Raw genomic sequence first — 22,567 nt, 5'->3', positions numbered from 1 at the left:
CGCCTGGGCCCGGTTGCCCGCGCCTCAGCTGCGGAACCACATCGGGATGAGGGTAGGCCCGTCGTCGGGCAACGTGTGCGTGACGCCGGTGCGGACGAACCCGTTGCGGGCGTAGAGGCGGGAGGAGCGTTCGGTGCTGGCCTCGAGAAACGCGGTCTCGGACGCGTCGGAGAACGCCTTCAGCCGGTCGACAAGTATGGCGCCGCCCGCACCCTTGCCGCGGTGTTCCGGCACGGTGACGATCGCCTGGAGATAGCGGTGCGGGAACTCGCGCGGATGATGTTCGGCGAGCAGCGCGGTGACGGCGACCAGCCTGGTCAGCGGACGCAGGCCCGGCGCGGCCTCGGCCATGGCGCGGGCCTCGGCCGCCTCGGCGACGACCCGATCCGCCGAGGTCACCGTCTGCCAGAGCGAGACCGCCCAGATCTCGTCGCCCGCGCCCGCGAGCCACACCTCGTCGTCGCGGATGGCGCGTTCGACCAAACGCGGCGCGTGTTCGGTGCGAAAGGCCTCCGCGATCTCGGGGTGATCGGCGACCACCCAGGTCGACACCGCCTCGTCGACGGACCCGCGCGCGAACGCTGCCGCGATGGCGTCGATCTCATCGATATTGGCCCGCCGAACGGTTGTCTGCATGGTGAACCTCTCGATAGTGAACGGGGTAAACAGCCGACAATTTATGCAGCACAGCGCGCCGCGACCACCATTTCGTCACACTTGTTGGTGTGTCGAAATCACCGCCGTGCGCCACCTGCGGACGCGCGCTGATCCAGCCGAGCCGCGGACGTCGCCGACGCTACTGCTCGCGCTCCTGTCAGGCCCGCGCCTACCGGGCCCGCCGCGACCGGCGCGTTCCCGCCGCCCGTCCACGACCGGCCCGGCTCACCGCGGTCGGAATCACCCGCACCGCCGTCGAGATGACCGACCGCGAGAGCATCGACGGACTCACCATGCGCCGCCTCGCCAGCGAACTCGGCGTCGCAACCGCCGCACTCTATCGGCACTTCCCCGATCGAGAGGCGCTGCTCACCGCCATGACCGAGCTCGTCCTCGCCGAGAGCCCGCCGCCTGCGGAGCCCCTCGACTGGCACGCCGCCTTGACCCATGAGGCCGAACAGGAATGGCGGCTCTACCAGCGCCACCCCTGGCTGCTGCCGGTGCTGGCCCGCACCAGGCCGCCGGTCGGGCCCGCCCTGTTCGACATCCTGGAACGCTCGTTCACCGCGTTGGACGAACTAGGTCTGTCCCGCGACGACGCGCTCGCCGTCTACCTCGCCTGCTCCGGCCTCGTGCAAGGCCTGGCGCTGCTGTGGAGCGCCGACCGCGGCGGACGGGCGGCGAGCGCGCGACCGCAGGATTCCGAGATGGTGCGCGCCGAACTGGTCGAACTCGTCGTCGCCCGGCCGGTCCTGCGGAAACTCTTCGCCTCAGGCCCGCCTGGCCCGGAACTGGACTTCGACAAGCTGGTGAGCGAGGGAGTCGGCCTGCTGCTGGACGGCGTCGCCATGCGCCGCCTGAAGAAGACCGAATAGCCTATGCCAATGACCGCTGTTGCAGATCGCTCACTCGGACCGGAATTGGCGCGCACCGTAACCATCGGGCCGGACACCGACGTGCTGGTGATCGGATTGACGTCCTCGGAGAACGGTCCGTCGATCGCGCCCGACGACCTGTTCGGCGATGTGCTCACCGCCGACGTCCGCGCGGAGCTGCTCGACCAGCTGGGCGCGGTCGGCGCCAAGGGCAAGGCCGAAGAACTGACCCGGGTGCCCGCGCCCGCCGGGCTGGACAACGTCACCAGCATCCTCGCCGTCGGGCTCGGCGCCGCCGACAAGGTGGACGCGGAGCAGATCCGCCGCTCCGCCGGTGTCGCGGGCCGCGCGCTCGACGGCACCGAGCTGGTGGCGACCACGCTGTCGGGCCTGGATCTGGGCGCGGCGGTCGAAGGCTTCTACCTCGGCGCCTATTCGTTCACGCCGTTCCGGTCGGAGAAGTCCGCGCCCAAGGCGGACGAGCAGCCGGTCGCCCGGATCGAATTCCTCGTCCCCGAGGCGGACTTCGGCGAAGAGGCGCTCTTCCGCGCGCAACTGGTGGCCGAGGCCGTCGCCACCGCGCGCGATTTCGTGAACACCCCGCCCAGCCACCTGTTCCCCGCCGAATTCGCCTCGCGCGCCCAGGTATTGGCCGAGGCCGCAGGTCTCGAGGTCGAGGTGCTCGACGAAAAGGCTTTGGAGGCGGGCGGTTACGGCGGCGTGCTCGGCGTCGGCAAGGGCTCCTCGCGCCCGCCGCGGCTGGTGCGGCTCACCTACTCCGGCGGACCCAAGAAGATCGCGCTGGTCGGCAAGGGCATCACCTTCGACACCGGCGGCATCTCCATCAAGCCCGCGCAGAACATGGAGAACATGACCTCGGACATGGCGGGCGCCGCCGCGGTCATCGCCACCACCCTGCTCGCGGCCCGGCTGAGCCTGCCGGTCACGGTGAGCGCCACCGTCCCGATGGCCGAGAACATGCCTTCGGCCACCGCGCAGCGCCCCGGCGACGTGCTCACCCAGTACGGCGGCACCACCGTCGAGGTGCTCAACACCGACGCCGAAGGCCGCCTGATCCTCGCCGACGCCATCGTCCGCGCCGCTGAGGAGTCCCCCGACTACCTGATCGACGTCGCCACCCTCACCGGCGCCCAGATGGTCGCCCTCGGCACCCGCACCCCCGGCGTGATGGGCACCGACGAATTCCGCGACCGCGTCGCCCGCCTCTCCCGCGAAGTCGGCGAAAACGGCTGGGCCATGCCCCTTCCCGCCGAACTCCGCGCCGACCTCAACTCCAAGATCGCCGACCTCGCCAACGTCGCCCAGCACCGCTGGGGCGGAATGCTCTCGGCCGCACTGTTCCTGAAGGAATTCGTGCCGGAAGGTGTGCAGTGGGCCCACCTGGACGTCGCGGGCCCGGCGTACAACACGGGCGGGCCGTTCGGGTACATCGGGAAGGGCGGGACCGGTGTTCCGGTTCGGACGCTGATCGCGGTGATCGAGGACATCGCCGGGGAGTGAGTTCGCGGGTGCGCCGTCCTGTTCGGGGGCGGCGCGCCGTTGTTCTGATGAAGCCAGCCGACTACAGGGCAACCTCGGCGTCCTCCTGGACCCCGGAACCATCGATCGCGTAGCCAGGCGATGTCGGCATACGATCCGCAAATAGACGATGCTCCGCTCAACGCGAACCGAGTGTTCATGTTGAGTTCGACCTCGCCATGGGAGCACTTGCGACCAGAAGAGCGGGATCAGGCCGCATTCATCCTCGGCGGTGAGCACCCTGTCTCAGTCCGGGTCGGCCAACACGTCTCGGATCACGCGCGCTGACCGAAGCGAAGCGAATCCCCACTCGGTGACAGGCATTCGTTCGCCAACGAATTAGATGAACCAGCCTGGCTCAACCAGCTTGAACGTGACCCGGTAGCGGCCGGCGGCGCCGCTGAATTCGAGGACTGGCGTGGCCTGCGCGTTGGGAAAGGTCAGGCGTTGAGGCCGGCCGATGGGGTCGTCATTCCCTTTGGGAAATTCCATGTAGATGGTGTGGAGGCCCCGCAAGGTGTCCGACACAGTGTCGGCGAGAACGGCTGCGCGCTCGTTTGCGGGCTGCCCTGCGGTGCGGGTGAGGGCCGCGCTCCACGCACCGTTCAATGCGGTTCGGTACGCGGCGATCACATCGTCGTCAACGTCTCGACCGTTGTCCTTTTCGACCAGCTGCACTACGTACAGCGAACGGGGATCGTAGTCAGCGACCGGAACATCACGACTGCGTCTGTCTCCATCGTCCATCTCGTCCCAGAATCCTCCTGGTCCAGTGACGGTGAACTCGGTCTTCGAGGCAAGACCGATACCTGTCGGGATACTGCCTCGGAACAGCAACATGTAGATGTCGTCGGAGCCCCACTCATCCAATCCGCTACCGGTCTCATCGACGCACTTCATCACATCGACGGTTACATTCGCCATGACTTCGCCTCCTGTCGGTGAAAGAGAACGAGGTGTGCTCGGTCTCCTGGCTGAACTCCACTGCACGCCTACGTACCAGCGCGGAAAGCCCCCCGGCGCCCTGCTCTGGTCGTCGCGCCGCCCGCGGACACCCTCCGGGCGATCTCGATCGTCGACTCGTTGACAACGATGCGCTGGTCGGCGGGCACCTCGCCGATCTCGATTGCTAGGGGTTCCCGGTTTCGGTACCGCCCAAGAACAGTGAACAAAGCTCGGACCCCGTCTGGCCGCCGAGGAAGGTAGGGCCGATCGCAAAGCAGCCGTTCAAGAGGAACAGCCGCAAAGGCTCCAGAACGGGGATGGAGAAGACACCCGGGGGTTCCAACCCAGGCCCGTTCCAGAGTGAATGCGCAGGCAACACATCCGGATTCGCTGACGCAGTGGCAGGCACAGCAAGTACTACGGTCGCCGCGGCCATGGCCGCGGCGACCGCCGTGCTCTTGAACGTGAACATTGCATGATTCCTTCCGTGCTCGACGATGCGATCCCGAGCGTTACGAGTGATCCCGCCCAGCGCCGAGCGCCGTGCTGGCTCGTTCGGTGCTGTCAGTGCGCCGGGATTCCCGGCAGGACATGACTTTCGTGGACGCAGCACTGGATGGCTGGACAGTCGACGAACGCACCGATCCCGGCGCGCGCACTTCTCCTGGTGTAGACGATGAACACTTGCACTTGCAGCATTCGCCCACGTCCGACCCAACGCGCGAGTAGTGCCCTACTCGAATGCGCATGTCGAGAGTCTGCTGCGCTCGATAGACCGCAACCACAGCCGGTCGACCAGGCTGGAAGCCCGCATCGCGCCTGACTGCGGGAGGTAAGCCGGGTCCGGCAAACAACGCGCCCAGCACCGCTCAGCGGAAGCCCGGGTGGGTACCGAAGACGGACAGGTAGTCCGAGCGCACATCACCGAAACCAGACCGCCAGTCGAACTCACCGGCTCGCCCTGCCCGAAATCCTGGACAGCAACCGGCACACAGCCCAAAGACTCGTCACCGAACCGGATCACCGACCAAAGCGACCGCCCTCACCGTGTTGCGAGGCGTGCCAGGCCGAGAATCCCCTACAGATCCCGCAACTCCGCCTCGAACGCCCGCTGACGCTCAATCTTCTTCCTGGCGTCGTAATCCCGCATCCGCTGCGGATACCCCGTCTTGCGGACCTCGTACACCGGAATGCTCAGATCGCCTGCCAACCTTCGAGCCCCGCGCTCCCCGACGATCCGCCGCGTCCACTCACCGTCCGCGGCGACCAACACCACCGTGACATCTGTCATAGTGGTCTTCGGCTCCAGGTACCCCTCGACGCCGATGTGGGTGCGCATCCAGTCGGCGAGGTAGCGGGCGTCCTCGTTGTTCGAGGTCGACGCACGTGCGACGGACCCTCCCCGGTTCAGCGCGCCACGGAAACGATCGAGCAAACCCATTGACGCCGACCTCCTTCGTACACCGGATAAATGCTCACACCCGGTCCTCCCATACTGCCAGCTTCCCGGTAGAGACATGCCCTGTGCTACGCGCCACGCGGACGAGTGCAAGGATGGACCGCGGTACAAGAACCGCACAGATCTCCGGTGCCCACCAGAATGTTGGTGGCTTCCGGGTTTTCACCGCGACCAGCGGCGAGGACCCGCCAGAGATCAACTGTTGTAGAACCCGTCGAGCAGTCAGAGGAGTCAACGGACATGGCCTTCTCCGTCCAGATGCCGGCTCTTGGTGAGAGCGTCACCGAGGGAACGGTGACCAGGTGGCTGAAGCAGGAAGGAGACACGGTCGAGGTCGACGAGCCGCTGCTCGAGGTCTCCACCGACAAGGTCGACACCGAGATCCCGTCCCCGACGGCGGGTGTGCTGTCGAAGATCGTCGCCCAGGAAGATGATGTGGTCGAGGTCGGTGGCGAGCTCGGCGTGATCAGCGAAGCCGGTGAGGCGCCCGCCGCCGCACCCGCGCCCGCACCGGAGGCCGCGGTTCCCGCGCCCGCCGTGGAAGAGCCCGCCCCGGCTCCCGAACCCGAACCCGCCGCGCAGGCCCCGGCCCCGCAGCCCGCCGCCGCGTCGGCAGGCCCCGCCGAGGGCACCTCGGTGAAGATGCCCGAGCTGGGCGAGTCGGTCACCGAGGGCACCGTCACCCGCTGGCTGAAGTCGGTCGGCGACACGGTCGAGGTCGACGAGCCGCTGCTCGAGGTCTCCACCGACAAGGTCGACACCGAGATCCCCTCGCCCGTCGCGGGCACCCTGCTGGAGATCTCCGCGCCGGAAGACGAGGTGGTCTCCGTCGGCGGACAGCTCGGCGTGATCGGCAGCGGCGCCCCCGCGGCCGCCGCTCCGGCCCCCGCGCCTGCACCGGCTCCTGCTCCCGCCCCGGCCCCTGCTCCGGCGCCCGCGCCCAAGCCCGCCCCGGCCCCCGCGGCCGCCGCTCCGGCTCCCGCGCCCGCACCGGCCCCGGCTCCCGCCCCGGCCCCCAAGCCGGCTCCGGCCAAGGCTCCCGCCCCGGCCGCTGCCGACGGCAACGGCGCGACCCCGTACGTCACCCCGCTGGTGCGCAAGCTCGCCGAGGAGAACAACGTCGACCTGGCCACCGTGCAGGGTTCCGGCGTCGGCGGCCGCATCCGCAAGCAGGACGTGCTCGCCGCGGCCGAGGCCAAGAAGGCGCCCGCCCCCGCGGCCGCGCCCGCTCCGGCTGCCGCCGCGCCCACCAAGGCTCCGTCGGCTCCGGCCGCCGCGCAGCTGGCGCACCTGCGCGGAACCGTCCAGAAGGCCAACCGGATCCGGCAGATCACCGCCACGAAGACCCGCGAATCGCTGCAGACCACCGCGCAGCTGACCCAGGTTCACGAGGCCGACGTCACCAAGATCGCGGCGCTGCGTGCGCAGGCCAAGCGTGCCTTCAAGGAGCGCGAGGGCGTCAACCTGACGTTCCTGCCGTTCTTCGCCAAGGCGGTCGTCGAGGCGCTCGGCGTGCACCCGAACGTCAACGCCTCCTACGACGAGGGCACCAAGGAGATCACCTACCACGCCTCGGTGCACCTCGGCATCGCCGTCGACACCGAGCAGGGCCTGCTCTCCCCGGTCATCCACAACGCCAGCGACCTGTCGCTCGCCGGTCTGGCCCGCGCCATCGCCGACATCGCCGACCGGGCTCGCCACGGCGGCCTGAAGCCGGACGAACTGGCAGGCGGCACCTTCACCATCACCAACATCGGCAGCCAGGGCGCGCTGTTCGACACCCCGATCCTTGTTCCGCCGCAGGCGGGCATGCTCGGCACCGGCGCGATCGTCAAGCGCCCGGTGGTGGTGACCGACGAGACCGGCAACGAGTCGATCGGCGTGCGCTCCATGTGCTACCTGCCGCTCACCTACGATCACCGGCTCATCGACGGCGCGGACGCAGGTCGCTTCCTGACCACGATCCGTCACCGCCTCGAAGAGGCCGCGTTCGAGGCCGATCTGGGTCTGTAACCCGGGAAGGTTCGTCCCGCAATGAAGGTCGTGATCGCCGGTTCGTCCGGGCTGATCGGGACGGCGCTCGTCGCGGCCCTGCGCCGCGACGGGCACGAGGTGGCGCGGCTGGTGCGCCGTCCCGCCGCCGCACCGGACGAGTTCGTCTGGAATCCCGCTCGCGCCGAGCTCGACGAGCGGGCGCTGCGCGGGGCCGACGCGGTGGTCAACCTCTGCGGGGCGAGCCTCGGCAGGCGTCGCTGGAACGGCAGCTTCAAGCAGGAGCTGCGCGACAGCCGCATCACCCCGACCGACGTCCTCGCCAACAAGGTGGCCGCCGCGGGCGTGCCGGTGCTGGTCAACGCCAGCGGCGTGCACTACTACGGCGGCACCACCGGCGACCGCGTGGTGGACGAATCCTCCCCCGCCGGTTCGGGTTTCCTCGCCACGCTGTGCCGTGACTGGGAAGCCGCGACCGGTCCGGCCAGCGCCGCGGGCGTGCGCACCGTGCTCGTGCGCAGCGCCGTCGTGCTGTCCAAGCACGGCGGGATGCTCGGCATGCTGCACCCGCTGTACTCCCTCGGGCTCGGCGGGCGACTCGGCACCGGCCGCCAATACACGCCGTGGATCTCGATGGACGACGAGATCGGCGCGATCGTCTTCGCGCTCACCAACGACACCGTGTCCGGGCCGATCAACGCGGTCGGCCCGGCCCCGGTCACCAACGCCGAATTCAACCGCGCCCTCGGGCGCGCACTGCACCGCCCCACCCCGCTGGTGCTGCCCGCGTTCGCCCTGCGCGCGCTCGTCGGAGAGTTCGCCGACGAGGCCATCCTGCGTGGGCCCCGAGCCATCCCCACGGCGCTGGAGGAGGCGGGCTATCCCTTCCGCCATCCAACGATCGGCTCCGCCCTGGCCGCGACCATCGGCCGCGACTCGGACGACCGGTGATCCGCGTCCGCAGTGCCGCACCTGGCATTCCCACGGCCTGAGAAAGGCCGCTCCCCGCCGCCGGGCCGCGCTCGCCGCCGCCTGGATGAATGATTCCACGAGGCCGAACATTGGCTGCGGCCGTTGAGGTCGGTTGAGGGCCTGCTGCTGATGTGGCGGAGGATACGTTCGAGCCGACCGGCCTGCCTGGGGCGCGGTCGGAGCTATGCGGACGGCTACTCGGGCGAAATTCGATCGCCAACCGAGTCGATCGGCGGCACGCTCTTCGGCATGGAAGAACCACAACACAGGATTCGCGCGCTCCACACGGAATCCACCGTCACCGTCTACCAGGCGTACTCCCCGGTCATCGGCGGGCCCGCCCTCCGCGACGGCCGCTTCCCGGCGGCATGGAAACGCGACCGGATGACGTGGATCAAGCCGTCATTTCTGTGGATGATGTACCGCTGCGGCTGGGGTACGAAGCCGGATCAAGAGACCGTCCTCGCCGTGGAGATCTCACGTGACGGCTTCGACTGGGCATTGCGGCATGCATGCCTGTCCAGCTATAAGCCCGGGCTGCATTCCGACCGCAGCACCTGGCAACGCCAGCTGAAGGGCTCGCCCGCCCGAGTCCAGTGGGATCCCGAGCGCGATCTGCACCTGCGGCCCCTCCCGTACCGCTCTCTGCAACTCGGGCTCTGCGGCGAAGCCGTGCGACGTTACGCGGACGAGTTGACAGTCGACATCAGCGACGTGACTCCACTCGCCCGCGAGATTCACGCGCTGGTCAACGACGGCGACCTCGACTCTGCCGCCAAGCTCCTGCCCCAGGAGCGCCCCTACCCCGCCGCGGACGAACTGCTGGCGCATCTTCGTCCGTGACCGTGGTCTTCCGCAGGCGGTCCCACCTCCAGGCCAGGAGCGCTTCGGGGAACTGCGGCTGCACCCGCTCGCGTTGGCGGGCTGCCAGTCCCGCGCGGCCACGGGACCGCACAAGCGCTCACGGCGATAGCGGCCGCCGGACCAACTGCGGACAGCAGGTGACCGAACCCGCATTGCCGGGCGTTCCGGCACGCGCGATGATCGGATTCGAACACCAACCGGAAGGCCACACCGGCAAACACCTCGCACACTGCGCGGGGAATGCCGACCTCCTTCACCGAACCACGGAGAACCTCGTTGACCGCCATGGACACCCGCCACGCCACCGTCATCCGCGACGCGCACGAGGGTGACCTGCCCGCGGTCCTCGACATCCACAACGCCAACATCGCCACCTCCACCGCCATCTGGGACATCGACGAAGTCGGCATCGACGAGCGCAAGACCTGGTTCCGCACCCGCACCGCCGCGGGCATGCCCGTCCTCGTCGCGGAAGTCAAGGGCGAAGTCGCCGGCTACGCCAGCTACGGCCAGTGGCGGCCGAAGGTGGGATACCGCTACTCCGTGGAGAACTCGGTCTACATCGCCGACCGCTTCCAGCGCCGCGGCCTGGCCAGCGCCCTGCTCACCGAATTGATCGACCGCGCCGCCCGATCCGGTCGCGTGCACGCCATGATCGCCGCCATCGAATCCAGCAACACCGGTTCGATCGCGCTGCACGAGCGATTCGGATTCGTCGTCGTGGGTGAATTGCCGGAAGTCGGCCACAAATTCGGCCGATGGATGGACCTGACATTGATGCAGCTGACGCTGCCGGTCGAAGTCTGAAGCCGCCATTCCAGCGGACCACCATCTCTCTACCGACGGCTCGCCCCGCAAGCGTGTGGCATACCGCACACCGAGTCCCTGACGAGCTCGCAATCGCAGGGCGTACCGTCAACGACGTGAACGACACGCGCACCACCCGGTCCGCCCGCTTCGATCGCACCCCGATCGTCGTCGAGGATCTCGGTCTCATCGACTACCACTCCGCCTGGGACGTGCAGCGAACCATCGCCGCCGAACGCGCTGAGGGCATGGGATCCGACCGCCTGCTGCTCCTCGAACACCCCTCCGTATACACCGCGGGCCGCCGCACCGAGGAGGAAGATCTGCCCATCGACGGCAGCCCGGTGGTGCAGGTCGATCGCGGCGGGAAGATCACCTGGCACGGCCCCGGCCAACTCGTCGGCTACCCGATCATCCGGCTGGCCGAGCCCGTCGACGTCGTCCAGTACGTGCGCCGCCTCGAGGAGGCGCTGATCTCGGTGTGCACCGACCTCGGCCTCGTGTGCGGCCGGGTCGAGGGTCGCTCCGGTGTCTGGCTGCCCGCCGACGACTGGAACCCCGAACGCAAGATCGCCGCCATCGGCGTGCGCGTGCAGCGCGGCGTTGCCCTGCACGGTATCTCGTTGAACTGCAACTCCATGGACGGCTTCGGGGCCATCGTCCCGTGCGGCATCCGCGACGCGGGCGTCACCACCCTCACCCGCGAACTCGGGCGCGAAGTCACCGTCGCGGAGATCAAGCCGCTGGTCGCCGACGCGATCGTCCGCGCACTCGACGGCGAGCTTTCCGTCAGCGATCACAACCTCCCCCGCGCCGCGCTGAGCCCCGCCGACGCCAAAGCCGCCGACGGAACCACCGGCGCAGGCGATACCAAAGCCGCGGGCGTCGAGGCGGTCGGCAGCACGGCCACCGCCACCCCGGAAGCGGGCGACACCCGAGGCGTAAGGTCGATGCAGTGACCTCAGTCGACACCCCGACACCGCACAGCGCGTCCGCACCCAACGGCCGCAAACTCCTGCGCATCGAAGCCCGCAACGCGGAAACCCCCATCGAGCGCAAACCCAAGTGGATCCGCACCCGCGCCACCATGGGCCCCGAGTACACCGAACTCAAGGGCCTGGTGAAGCGCGAGGGTCTGCACACCGTGTGCGAAGAAGCGGGCTGCCCCAACATCTTCGAATGCTGGGAAGACCGCGAGGCCACCTTCCTCATCGGCGGCGAACAGTGCACCCGCCGCTGCGACTTCTGCCAGATCGACACCGGCAAACCCGCCGCCCTCGACCGCGACGAACCCCGCCGCGTCGCCGAAAGCGTCCAGGCCATGGGCCTGCGCTACTCCACCATCACCGGCGTCGCCCGCGACGACCTCGAAGACGGCGGCGCCTGGCTCTACGCCGAAACCGTCCGCGCCATCAAAGCTTCGAACCCCAACACCGGCGTCGAACTCCTCATCCCCGACTTCAACGCCGACCCCGACCAACTCGCCGAAGTCTTCTCCTCGCGCCCGGAAGTCCTGGCGCACAACCTCGAGACCGTCCCCCGCATCTTCAAGCGCATCCGCCCGGCCTTCCGCTACGAGCGCTCCCTTGCGGTGCTCACCGCCGCCCGCGAAGCAGGGTTGGTCACCAAGTCCAACCTCATCCTCGGTATGGGCGAAACGCCAGAGGAAGTCACCCAAGCCATGCGCGATCTGCACGAGGCGGGTTGCGACATCCTCACCATCACCCAGTACCTCCGTCCCTCCCCGCGGCACCATCCCGTGGACCGCTGGGTCAAGCCGGCGGAATTCGTCGAGCACTCCAAGGTCGCCGAAGAAATCGGCTTCGCCGGAGTCATGGCGGGTCCGCTGGTCCGCTCGTCCTACCGAGCGGGACGCCTCTACGCCCAGGCCATGACCCACCACGGTCGCGAAATCGCCCCCACCATGGCCCATCTCGCCGAGGAAGGCACGGCTTCCCAGGAAGCCTCCTCCGTCCTCGCCCGCTTCGGGAGTTGATCTGGTCGTCCGCAGCGTACGCGTACCGCGGGGTATTCCCGACCGTCGCGGTGACGCATAGCCCGGACGCGCAGACAGCGAGTCGGCCAGAACATCACACAGTTCCTCGTTAGCCGCGGAAGGCGTCGGCGCCGTGGGAGCTCTCGACCGGCGGATGGTCAGAGTGGCCGAACTTGGTTGTCGACAACACCGACCCAGATGTAGTCGCGTGCTCTGGTCAGCGCGACCATCGTCTGTCGGGCAGCCAGTTCGGCTCTGTCGCGTTCTGCCCCCGTCAGTTCGGCGACCGGTAGGCCGGAGCGAGTGATGATGTGGAAGACCCGGATCCGGGTTCAGCGCGATCAGCATCTCCACAGGATCAGAATCTGCGTTGTCCACTCGACGGACATCGAACGGGGTGGTCGTCCGCCGGAGGGAGCACCATCCCGACATTCATCGGGATTGGTTCAGCTCACACATGGCGGTCCGAGCCCGCGTCCGGGACCGGCCCAACTAATTGCTCGACCGTGAAAGGAACCGGGCGACAAGGGCCTACCACGCGAGCGGCGCCATCGGGGCGAGGCCGAGATCGGCGAGCGCTTCCGCGCCGGATGCGGCGTGGTCACCGCCGGCGAGCAACCGGGTCCGCGCCGACTGGTAGCGGCAACCGGCGGCGTCGAACGCATCCGCTGTGGCGAGGAGTCGCCGCCGGTCGCGAGCGAGCAGCGCGTCGGCTCGGTCCACGATGGCGACGGCGACGGGGTTCCCGGCCACGATGGTCCTGGCCTCGATCACGCGGTCGCCTGCGTCAGGACTCCCAGCGAGTACGGCGGCTTCGGCCCGCAGTGCCACATACCAGTGCAGCCAGATCCACGTGACCCATCTCCACACCTCCCCTGGCTCCGGCGACATCCGGTGCAGCGCCTCCTGCGCCTGCCCGCGATGGAGCATGGCCAGCGTGTCGAAGACCGCGCCGTAGCCATGGGTGTGCCACGGTGAGGCGCCGATTCGACGCAGGACCGCTTCCCATTCGTTGCGTGCGTCGTGGTCGTCACGCAGGTCGTGGATCATCACCACACCGGCCACCGCCGGACCGAGAATCTCCTTGGCGGGGCTGCCTGCCCGCTGCCACGCTTCGAGGAACCGGACACCGTGGGTGAGTATCTCGCCGACATTGCCCACCAATGCCTCGACTACCAGCAGCCAACTGGTGGCACGATGGCCGACCTCGGCCAGCAACGGGTGCTCCGCAAGTTGCCGCGCCCACCGGCGGGCGCCCGGCAGGTCCCCCGCACCGAGGCTGGCCTCGGCAGCTTCGCCGAGCGCTTCGATCAGCTCGTGAGTGGCGGCCGGAGTGGGAGATGCTGACTCCAGCAGCGTGATTCGCTGCCGCGCCGTGGCCGCGGCAGCGAAGGTGTCACCGGCCCAGCTCTGGGCGCCGGCGAGCGTGTCGAGTGCGGCGGACTCGGCGAGTGTGTCGCCGGTGCGGCGCGCCAGCTCGACCGCGCGTTCGGCGCACGCGATCGCCGGTACGGCATCGGCGGCGGGAAGCTGGGCGGTGAGAGCCTCGGTAAGCACCCGCCCCGCCTCGGCCAGCGCCACCGCCGCCAGCGCGGCGGGGTCGTCGCCCGCCAGCTGCCTCGCCTCCGTGATGAGTGCGCTCGCCTCCTCCGGTGGCAGGGTGCGGACGAACTTGCTGGAGAACCGGTACGCGTTGGCGGCGGCGGTCGCCAGGTCGCGGGCGGCCCCGGCGGTGTCGCCGGACCGGTGGGCGGCGTCGGCGGCCGCACGATTCAGGCGATACATATCGTCGCCGCGCATCTGGCATCCGGCCGCGGCGGCGGCGTGACGCAGCATCAAGGCGGCGGCCGTATCGTCCGCGAGGGCCGCTGCCTGCTCGTAGCGCATCTGGGATTCGCCGATCAGGTTACGGCTGAAAAGCAGATCTGCCAGGTGCCGGGCGAGCCGGTGCGCGTCCGTGCGCTGCTCCGGCCGCTCGGCCACCCAGCTCATCGCGGCACGGAAGTCGTCGGCCACCGCGTCGAACCGTGCGCGCCTTCCCTCTCCCACCTCCGCCAGGTTCGCGGCCTCGACCACGCACCAGCGCACGTGCCGAGACCGGGTGTCGACCAGCTCACCGGCCTCGGCGAGTTGCTCCATCCCGTACTGCCGGATGGTTTCCAGCGCCCGGTACTCGGTCCCGCTCGCCGAGGCCGTCACCACCAGCAGGCTCTGCTCGGCGAGCCGAGCCAATCCGTCGGCCACCACGCCTTTCTCGGACTCGACCACCTGCGCCGCCGCCCCGATGCCGAACGACTTCATGAACACCGACACTCGGCGCAGCAGCATTCGATCGTCCGGATCCAGCAAAGCATGACTCCAGTCCAGCGCCGCCCGCACCGAGCGGTGCCGGTCTTCGGCGCGGGAGCCGCCCGCGAGCATCCGCAGTTGGTCGGACAGCCCGGCTTCGAGGCCGTCCAGCCCCAATGTGGTCCAGCGGGCGGCGGCCAGCTCGATCGCCAGCGCCACCCCATCCAGCCGCTCGCAGAACACCGCGACCTGTTCGCGCAGTGCGTGATTCGGCGGCCAGCCGCTCGCCGCGGCGCGGTCCATGAACAACGCGACCGCATCCGAATCGCCCGCGCCCGCCAGCGACATCGGCGCGACCGGGTACACCCTTTCGAACGGCACCATCAGCCGGGCCCGGCTGGTCGCCAGCACCGTCACCCCGGGACAGGCCGCGAGCAGCCGTTCGACGAACAGCGCGACCCCATCGCGCACATGCTCGCAGTTGTCCAGCACCAGCAAGGCGCGCCGGTCGGCCAGTGCCGCAAGCACCGACTCGTCCATGCCACGACCCGGCTGCTCCCCGAGTCCGAGCGCCAGCGCAACCGTACCGGCGACCACGCACATGTCCTGGTTGGTGACCGGTACCAGATCGACGAACCACACCCCATCGGGATACGCACCAGCCGCCTCCGCGACAACCGCCAACGCGAGCCGGGTCTTGCCCACTCCGCCTGGGCCGACCGCGGTCACCTGGCGATGCTGCTCGAGCATCGCCAGCAACTCGGCGCGCTCGCGCGTCCGTCCGATGAACGACGTCAGCGGCGTCGGCAGCACCGGAGCCGTCCGCGACCGTCCGGCACCGGCCGACTTCGAGGCGTGCTGGGCGAGCGCCCGCCGATCCGGAACCTCCAGCTTGCGCAACAGCGAGGACACATGGCTCTCCACGGTGCGCACCGAGATGAACAGCCGAGCACCGATCTCGGCGTTGCTCAGATGCTCCCCCACCAGCGCCAGCACCTCGGCTTCCCGCGCCGAGATCTCCACCGTTACCGTCATGACCCTCAATCTTCCATCGCTGCGTCGTGATCCTAGGCCCTGCCTAGAAATTCGGCCGGATGCATCCGTGGCTCACATCGCGGCTGGGCGCCCGAGACCGGGGTTGCGTCGGCGAGATGGCAACGCGATCTGGGCCGCGGAGGCGCCGGATAGGACTTCGAGACAGGGCCTGGTCCGCGGTCGGTCCGTGGTGGCTGTCCGTGATCCGTGGGCAATCCGTGGACGGTTCCGTGGTCGCCACGGATGTGGGCAGGGGCCGCCGGAAGAGAAGCTGTGAATACGTCCGGTTCACCAATCGGGACCCACGCATTCAGGAGTGATCATGACCAGCTCTTCCACCCAGGGAATCAAGACCGTGCTGCATCCGGTGTCCGACCTGGCGGCGGCAAAGACGGTGTACACCGCACTGCTCGGCGTCGCGCCGCAGACCGACTCGCCCTACTACGTCGGCTTCGAGGCCGGGGGCCAGCACATCGGACTGGTCCCGGGCGGCGGACCGCAGAGCATGACCATCTCGGTGGCCTACTGGCATGTACCGGACATCGACGCCAAGCTGGCCGACCTGACCGCCGCGGGCGCCACCGTGAAAGAGGCCGCGCGCGAGGTCGGCGGCGGCCGTCGGGTCGCCACCGTCACCGACGCCGACGGCAACGTCCTCGGCCTCATTCAGGACCGATGAGCACGGACCACCGAACCACCATCAGCAACACCTCACCGCCCCGGGCATCCAGGGCACCCACCCCAGACACCTACAAACCTAAGGGAACTGCCATGACCTCCATCGATTACATCACCCTCGAAACACCGGAGCCCGGGGCCGCCGAGATCTACGACGCCGCCTTCGGTTTGGGCGACAAGGTGCGAGTCCGCGCCGCGACGGCGCCGACGACCGGATTCCGTGGATTCATCGTGTCGCTGGTGGTGTCCGAACCCAGCACCGTCGACAGCCTCGTCGGCACCGCGCTCGACGCCGGCTTCACGACGGTGAAGCCGGCGAAGAAGAGCTTCTGGGGATACGGCGGCGTCGTCCAGGCCCCCGACGGGGCGATCTGGAAGATCGCCACCTCGCAGAAGAAGAACACCCTCCCCGCCACCCGCGCGGTCGACGACGTCGTGCTGCTGCTCGGCGTCGACGACGTCAAGGCAAGCAAGCAGTTCTACATCGACCACGGCCTGACCGTCGGGAAGAGTTTCGGCAGCAAGTACGTCGAGTTCACCGCCCCGGGGTCGCCGGTCAAGCTGGCCCTCTACGGACGCCGTGCCGCTGCCAAGGACGCCGGCGTCTCACCGGACGGCACCGGATCGCACCGAATCGTCATCGGCACCAAGGCCGAGACGTTCACCGACCCCGACGGGTTCGCCTGGGAGACCGTCTGACGTCCCGGGTCGACGGCCCCGACTACACCGGTCCCCCCATCGAGACCATCGCTATCAACCACTGACACAGAAGGATTCCGGCTGATGACCACCACGAAGACCAAGTCCGCGGTCGCGTTCACCGACGAAGAACGCACCGCGATGAAAGAGCACGCCCAAGAGCTGAAGACAGCCGCCCGCCGCGGTTCCCGCGCCACCAAGGCCGACGGTGAGCAGGACGTGCTCGCGAAGATCGCCGAAATGACCGAATCCGATCGCGTCCTCGCCGAACGAATCCACGCCGTCATCACCGCGAGCGCACCGGAGCTGACGCCGAAACTCTGGTACGGCATGCCCTCCTACGCCAAGAACGGCAAGGTCGTCTGCTTCTTCCGCAGCGCGGAAAAATTCAAGTCGCGCTACGCCACACTCGGTTTCGAGGACAAGGCGAACCTCGACGACGGCACCCTGTGGGCGACGTCGTTCGCGCTGGCGGCATTGACCGCCGACGACGAAGCGATGATCGGCGAGCTGGTGAAGAAAGCAGCCCGCTGAGCGCCATCGGCCTGCCACCGTCTCCGGTGGCAGGTCGGCCCGCGCTTCCACCAACGGCCCAGCCGTTTCGGGCAACGATCGAGCTTCCCTCGCAGTACCCTCGTCGGTTGCGAGCAGATCGACCAAGCTCGATGTCAACTATCGGACCACCGCGGATATCCGGAGCTGGTACCTCGGTCTGATGCTCGGCGAAACCATCGATGCCATGGACGAGAGCCTCGATTCGATCGCAGGCTGCCGGTCCGAGGTCGATGGTCCCTCACCCGTCCTGCACGAATGCACCACGCAGAGCGACGAACACACGCGGATCGTCGCCACCGCCGAGGAATCGATCGCCCGCGGAGTCGAACCCGGCGACATCGGCGTCGCCACCCGCTTCAACAACTTTGCCGACCGAATCCGCGAGCAGCTGGGCACCGCGGGGATCCCGGTGTCGAGTCTGGCGAAAACGACCTCCGCGTCCAGGCCATGGGCCTGCGCTACTCCACCATCACCGGCGTCGCCCGCGACGACCTCGAAGACGGCGGCGCCTGGCTCTACGCCGAAACCGTCCGCGCCATCAAAGCTTCGAACCCCAACACCGGCGTCGAACTCCTCATCCCCGACTTCAACGCCGACCCCGACCAACTCGCCGAAGTCTTCTCCTCGCGCCCGGAGGTCCTGGCGCACAACCTCGAAACGGTCCCCCGCATCTTCAAGCGCATCCGCCCGGCGTTCCGCTACGAGCGCTCCCTCGCGGTCCTCACCGCGGCCCGCGAAGCAGGGCTGGTGACGAAGTGTGCGGACCGCAATCCCGGCCCGGACTGACCGCGAACAGTCAGCGGCTTGCTGCAACCAGGTCGGGTGGACAGAGGTCGTCCAGTCGCCGACATCGCCACCGATCCTTACATCTGTGTTCCCGGGCGACGACGATCGAATCGGATTCCGTGGCGGCGGACAAGCTTCGGGCGCCTGATCAAGCGTGGCCCGCGATCGCTGCCTGCCGATCTGGACACGGCTCTGCGGGGCAGTTCGGCGGGGATCGGACTCGACCGTTTCTCACCGAGCTCACCGTACGGTGGAACCGTATCCGGTTTCGGCGCGTCTAGTGGGTTGTCGGTAATTTTTGGCCCAGCACGGTTCGAGCGGTTGCGGGAGGGGTTTTCGGGTGGGTATCGAGATTCCGGAACCGTTGCAGTGGGCAGCGAAATACGTTGTGGGCGCGGGTGATTGGCCCGAGGGTGATGAGACGGCGATGCGTCGGGTGGAGACGGCGTGGACGGGGCTGGCGACCACGCTGCGCGATCTCGACGACGAAGCCACCGGGGTGGTTCAGCAGGCCATCCAATCCCTCGACGGTGAGACCGGCAAAGCCCTGACACAACATTGGGACAAGCTCGGGGGCGGGCAGGGCGCCTTCGAAGGCCTGATCGAACACATCGAGACCCTGGCCGATCAGATCGGTGACGGCGCTGCCGATATCGAGCACACCAAGCTGGTGATCATCGCCTCACTGGTGATCTTCGCGATCGAAATGGCTGCGGCCTTGGCCGAGATGGCCACCGGGGTGGGCGCGCCCGCGGGTGCGGCGACCGCGGCCGCCGCACAGACGGCGACTCGGATCACGTTGCGGATCCTGATGAAGAAGCTGCTGCAGAAGATCATCTCCAAGGCAGCGTTGAAAGCCGCCGGGCGTGCGGCGTTGCGTGGAGCGTGGGAAGCGGTCCTCGAGGAAGCCGTCCTCGACATCGGGTTGAAACTGGCGCAGGTCGCGGCGGATCGGCGGGATCCGTTGTCGAAGCAGGAGTGGATCGACTCCGGTAAGAACCTGATCACCGCCGGAGTCGGCGGCGCCACCGAAGGCCTGCTCGGCGGCGGGAGCGGTGACGGCAACGGCGGCAACCCGATCACCAACGCCCTGAAAGATGGTGCGAAAGAGGTCGGGGCCAGCCTGGTCGGCGAAGTCGCCAGCGCGGCGACCGATGCCGCACTCAACGACAAACCGTTCGATCTTTCCGAGGTGTTGACCACCGAGACGTTGACCTCGTCGCTGGCCGGTGCCGGTCAGAGCGGGTTGGAGAACGCCGGTAACCGCGGCGGCGGCAACGACACCGGCGGCAACGACAACCAGAACGACGGCAACGGCAACGAGCAGAACAACAGCAGCCAGAACCAGAGCAGCCAGCAGAACCAGAACCAGCAGGATTCGGAGAACCAGAACCAGCAAAGCCAGCAGCAGAACCAGTCGAGTCAGCCGAATCAGAGTCAGGGCAACCAGACCAACCCTGCCGGTACCGACGACGACTCGCAAACCCAGCCCTCCGGCACCAATCAACAATCCCAGCAGTCGCCGTCTCAGCAGTCCCAGCACCAGGACACCCCGCAGCAGTCTCAGCCCCAACAGTCGTCACAGATGCCGCAGTCGCAACAACCTCCGGATACCGGGTCGACCGGGTCGAACCAGAACCCCGACCAGGCCACCGACACCTCCTCGAGTCGGCCCGACCACACCGACGATCCCTCCAACCGCCAGGACACGCAACCGTCCCAGCAATCCCAGCAACAGGATTCGCAGCCGTCCAGCCAGCAGCCAGAGCAGCCGTCGAATCAGCAAGATTCGCACCCCTCCAACCAGCCGCCCCAACAGCCGACCCATCAGCAAGACTCGCAGCCCTCCCCCCAGCAGAACACCCCCACCGATCAGAATCAGAACCAAGCCCGCCCGGATACCCCGTCGAACCCGACGAGCACCGATACCACCAACCCGCCCTCCGGGACCACATCTTCCCCCGGCACGCCCACAACTCCGTCCGCCCCGGCGTCTCCATCAATGCCGGTCACCCCGGCAAACCCCGCCTCGCCCGCGATGCCGTCCAATCAGGACGGCATCAGCCAACCGTCCAGCAGCACACCCACGTCGAGCACTCCGTCGACGCCGAACACGCCATCGTCTCCGTCGACACCCGGCTCCTTGTCGACACCCGGCTCCTTGTCGACACCGTCAAGCCTCAGCCAACCAACCGGCACCACTCCGACGGCAGGCACCCAGAACTCGACAACCAACCCGGCGTTCATCGACACCACCACCGCCTCCACCGCTACCTCCACCCCCGCCACAACCAGCCCGCCAACGTCCTTCCCGACCAACACCCCTACAGACGCCGCCACCCGCACCCCGCAGCAATTTCCCATCACCGGCGACCCGGGCGCATCCGCGGGATCCCCCACCACCAACGCACCCCAACGCACCCAACCCAGCCCCCAGAACATTCCCCAAACCCACCGCTCCGACACACCTCCGTCTCGCCCGGACAACGCCTCACCCGCCAACATTCCCGCCAAACCCACCTTCCCGGGTACGGCCAACCCCCAGAACACCGCCATCGGCCCGGACACCCCGACGCGCCCGAATCCCGGCTCTCCTGTACAACCCGGCCTTCCTACGAAACCGGGTTTCCCCTCGAATCCGACCGACAACTCGAACCACCCTGGTAAAGCCGCCCACCCCGCACCCCAACACCAGCAAACCTTTCTCACCAGCTTGCCGGGCAACCGCACACCAGAGTCCACCCCGACACCGAACCGCTCACCTTTCGCCAATCTCCCCGACAACCGCGCACCCCTCTCGAACGCCCCCTCTCACCCCAACCACATCAACCCGAATCACTCAGCGCCTGAACCCCATTCAGGCGAACCCACCAAGAAGAACCCCTACCAGCGCACCTACCAGGAATGGCAGGACCGCTTCAAACAAGCCGAGTACAACCCCAATTCCAACCCTTGGAACACCGAGACCACCCCAACCAGCTCGCGCCCCGAGTCTCCAACTCAGCCCTCGACCGCCGACACGAAGAACCCTGCGCAACTACAACAACCGAACAACTTCACCCACACCGACATACCCACGACACCGAGTAAAAACTCGCCGGGAAACTTCGACATCGGAAAACCGGACCAGCACCCGGCCTCCCCAGATCCACGCACCGGCCGGACTTCCGAACCTCCAACCGGCCAGGGCAATCCGTCAGGGAGTCCAGCGGGTCGGGTCGGAAGGACGCAACCGGGCCCGCACGGCCTGCCTCCTGATGGAACCAACCAGACAGGTTCAGGCCAACCCGTCCACGATTATCCGACTCAGCCGCTACCGGTGACCCCAGCCGCGCCATTGAGTCCACGGCTGCAAGAATATTTCGATCTTGGACAAAACACACCGGCCGGGCGATCCTATTATGAGGAATCAGACACGGAAATGCGGGAGTATGCCCATTGGGTGATACCCGCCAAAGGATTCTATACGGTGGACATGCACGGAGATCCGAGCGCTGTAGGGATCGGTGACGACGAGCTCTCACCCGCCGACCTTGCCGCACTGATCCGAGCCGACCCGCAATGGAAAGGCCAGCCCATCCGTTTGCTGTCCTGCGAAACCGGACAGGGTGCGGACCCCTTCGCCCAGCACCTTGCCAACGAGCTGGGCGTACAAGTATGGGCCCCCAACGAGATCGCATGGACAGGCGAGGACGGACATATCGTGGTCGCGACCGAAGTATGGGATCCGGTTCTCGGCGAGAACCAGGCGAAGGACCCACCGGACGGCAACTGGGTACTGTTCGAACCCAAGGGCAAGTAGAGAAGGAGAATATCGTGGCCAGAATTGCACGCCTATTCGATGATGTGGATTCATCAGGCACACCCGTGATCTCCTCCCGGCGGAAAATAACAGACCCGGCGACCAAGGAGAGAATACTCGGCTTCCTCCACGGCGGAGCCGTCATTCGGGCTGCGAACGGAAAATCCATCGATATGATCGACCCGACCAAGGGAAAAGTGGTTCCGCGCATATACAAGACCGATGGCGAATGGATATGGACTGCAGCCACCCGCTACTACCTGGAGAAGTACGGCATTGCGCCGGAGGATGACTTCTTGTCGCACATCGAATCGAGTGGATACTTCGCCGCCGACCCCGGTCCGGATGCACGCCAGAGAGCGTATTCGCAATTGACGAACAGACCACACTGAGCTTGCACCCGACAGGAGGCGTTGGGACACAACGTATTGAATCGAAAATTCTTGGTTGCCTTGGTCGAGGACCGCGGGATGTAACGGACGGAACTGTGGCTAGTGCCGTGTCAGGCAGCCTTCGTAGGTAATCGGGGTGTCGGATCTTGGATCCGACGGCGAAGTCGCGGATGGGTTCGGCGTGTTGGTTACGCCAGCGGATGTAGGCGCCGATCGCGTCGTCCT

At 67.6% G+C, this 22,567-nt stretch carries 17 protein-coding genes and 2 pseudogenes; 14 read left to right on the top strand and 5 right to left on the bottom strand.

Annotated elements, in window-relative coordinates; translation table 11 throughout:
- Positions 1-24: 24 nt before the first annotated feature.
- Positions 25-636 (bottom strand): GNAT family N-acetyltransferase, encoded by a 612-nt coding sequence (locus AC3ERS_RS03615; protein WP_431963393.1) that lies wholly within the window; start codon positions 634-636, stop codon positions 25-27.
- Between the two features lie 89 nt (positions 637-725).
- Here AC3ERS_RS03615 and AC3ERS_RS03610 point away from each other — a divergent pair, with 89 nt between their 5' ends.
- Together AC3ERS_RS03610 and AC3ERS_RS03605 are read left to right on the top strand one after the other, a co-directional pair.
- Positions 726-1,532, top strand: a complete 807-nt coding sequence (locus tag AC3ERS_RS03610) for a TetR/AcrR family transcriptional regulator (protein ID WP_431963391.1) — start codon at positions 726-728, stop codon at positions 1,530-1,532.
- A 9-nt stretch (positions 1,533-1,541) separates the two neighbouring features.
- On the top strand, positions 1,542-3,053 hold the full coding sequence (locus tag AC3ERS_RS03605) for a leucyl aminopeptidase (protein WP_431963389.1): 1,512 nt from the start codon (positions 1,542-1,544) through the stop codon (positions 3,051-3,053).
- Between the two features lie 357 nt (positions 3,054-3,410).
- Here the strand turns inward: AC3ERS_RS03605 and AC3ERS_RS03600 are convergent, their stop codons facing one another.
- The 3 genes from AC3ERS_RS03600 to AC3ERS_RS03590 form a co-directional block, all read right to left on the bottom strand.
- Positions 3,411-3,995, bottom strand: coding sequence for a hypothetical protein (locus AC3ERS_RS03600; RefSeq protein ID WP_431963387.1), 585 nt, complete (start codon positions 3,993-3,995; stop codon positions 3,411-3,413).
- A 205-nt stretch (positions 3,996-4,200) separates the two neighbouring features.
- A complete protein-coding gene (locus AC3ERS_RS03595; protein WP_431963385.1) occupies positions 4,201-4,488 on the bottom strand; it encodes a hypothetical protein in 288 nt (95 codons plus the stop codon).
- Between the two features lie 606 nt (positions 4,489-5,094).
- Positions 5,095-5,457: an oxidoreductase gene (locus AC3ERS_RS03590; RefSeq protein ID WP_431963383.1), complete on the bottom strand. Its 363-nt coding sequence runs from the start codon at positions 5,455-5,457 to the stop codon at positions 5,095-5,097.
- Positions 5,458-5,715: 258 nt separating this feature from the next.
- Between AC3ERS_RS03590 and sucB the strand changes: the two genes are divergently transcribed.
- From sucB to lipA, 6 genes and pseudogenes are all read left to right on the top strand, one after another.
- On the top strand, positions 5,716-7,488 hold the full coding sequence (sucB, locus tag AC3ERS_RS03585) for a 2-oxoglutarate dehydrogenase, E2 component, dihydrolipoamide succinyltransferase (RefSeq protein WP_431963381.1): 1,773 nt from the start codon (positions 5,716-5,718) through the stop codon (positions 7,486-7,488).
- A gap of 21 nt (positions 7,489-7,509) precedes the next feature.
- The gene (locus tag AC3ERS_RS03580; protein ID WP_431963377.1) at positions 7,510-8,418 is read left to right on the top strand and encodes a TIGR01777 family oxidoreductase; all 909 of its coding nucleotides are present in this window, start codon (positions 7,510-7,512) and stop codon (positions 8,416-8,418) included.
- 270 nt (positions 8,419-8,688) lie between these two features.
- On the top strand, positions 8,689-9,282 hold the full coding sequence (locus tag AC3ERS_RS03575; protein WP_431963375.1) for a DUF4291 domain-containing protein: 594 nt from the start codon (positions 8,689-8,691) through the stop codon (positions 9,280-9,282).
- Between the two features lie 306 nt (positions 9,283-9,588).
- Positions 9,589-10,110 carry a GNAT family N-acetyltransferase gene (locus AC3ERS_RS03570; protein WP_431963594.1) on the top strand — a complete coding sequence of 174 codons (522 nt, stop codon included), beginning with the start codon at positions 9,589-9,591 and terminating at the stop codon, positions 10,108-10,110.
- A gap of 116 nt (positions 10,111-10,226) precedes the next feature.
- A pseudogene (gene lipB / locus AC3ERS_RS03565) lies at positions 10,227-10,982 on the top strand (lipoyl(octanoyl) transferase LipB); the annotation flags it as partial.
- Between the two features lie 83 nt (positions 10,983-11,065).
- Positions 11,066-12,106 (top strand): lipoyl synthase, encoded by a 1,041-nt coding sequence (gene lipA, locus AC3ERS_RS03560; protein ID WP_431963373.1) that lies wholly within the window; start codon positions 11,066-11,068, stop codon positions 12,104-12,106.
- 531 nt (positions 12,107-12,637) lie between these two features.
- Here the strand turns inward: lipA and AC3ERS_RS03555 are convergent.
- Complete coding sequence (locus tag AC3ERS_RS03555) at positions 12,638-15,430, bottom strand: ATP-binding protein (RefSeq protein WP_431963371.1); 2,793 nt, start codon at positions 15,428-15,430, stop codon at positions 12,638-12,640.
- 322 nt (positions 15,431-15,752) lie between these two features.
- On the opposite strand from AC3ERS_RS03555, the gene AC3ERS_RS03550 reads away from it, so the two are divergent.
- The 6 genes and pseudogenes from AC3ERS_RS03550 to AC3ERS_RS03525 all read left to right on the top strand — a co-directional run bounded on the left by AC3ERS_RS03550 (position 15,753) and on the right by AC3ERS_RS03525 (position 22,342).
- Positions 15,753-16,109, top strand: a complete 357-nt coding sequence (locus AC3ERS_RS03550) for a VOC family protein (RefSeq protein WP_431963369.1) — start codon at positions 15,753-15,755, stop codon at positions 16,107-16,109.
- Between the two features lie 92 nt (positions 16,110-16,201).
- Entirely contained in the window at positions 16,202-16,807 is a 606-nt protein-coding gene (locus tag AC3ERS_RS03545; RefSeq protein WP_431963367.1) for a glyoxalase, read from the top strand.
- A gap of 84 nt (positions 16,808-16,891) precedes the next feature.
- Entirely contained in the window at positions 16,892-17,341 is a 450-nt protein-coding gene (locus tag AC3ERS_RS03540; protein ID WP_431963365.1) for an iron chaperone, read from the top strand.
- 459 nt (positions 17,342-17,800) lie between these two features.
- Positions 17,801-18,118, top strand: a pseudogene (locus tag AC3ERS_RS03535) (radical SAM protein); the annotation flags it as partial.
- A gap of 370 nt (positions 18,119-18,488) precedes the next feature.
- A complete protein-coding gene (locus tag AC3ERS_RS03530; protein WP_431963363.1) occupies positions 18,489-21,950 on the top strand; it encodes a WXG100-like domain-containing protein in 3,462 nt (1,153 codons plus the stop codon).
- Between the two features lie 14 nt (positions 21,951-21,964).
- Positions 21,965-22,342: a hypothetical protein gene (locus tag AC3ERS_RS03525; protein WP_431963616.1), complete on the top strand. Its 378-nt coding sequence runs from the start codon at positions 21,965-21,967 to the stop codon at positions 22,340-22,342.
- Positions 22,343-22,567: the final 225 nt, after the last annotated feature.

It is taken from the genome of Nocardia sp. bgisy134, from assembly GCF_057708325.1.
Note: the sequence above shows the minus strand (reverse complement) of the source record. Positions and strands in the feature narration are given on the sequence as shown.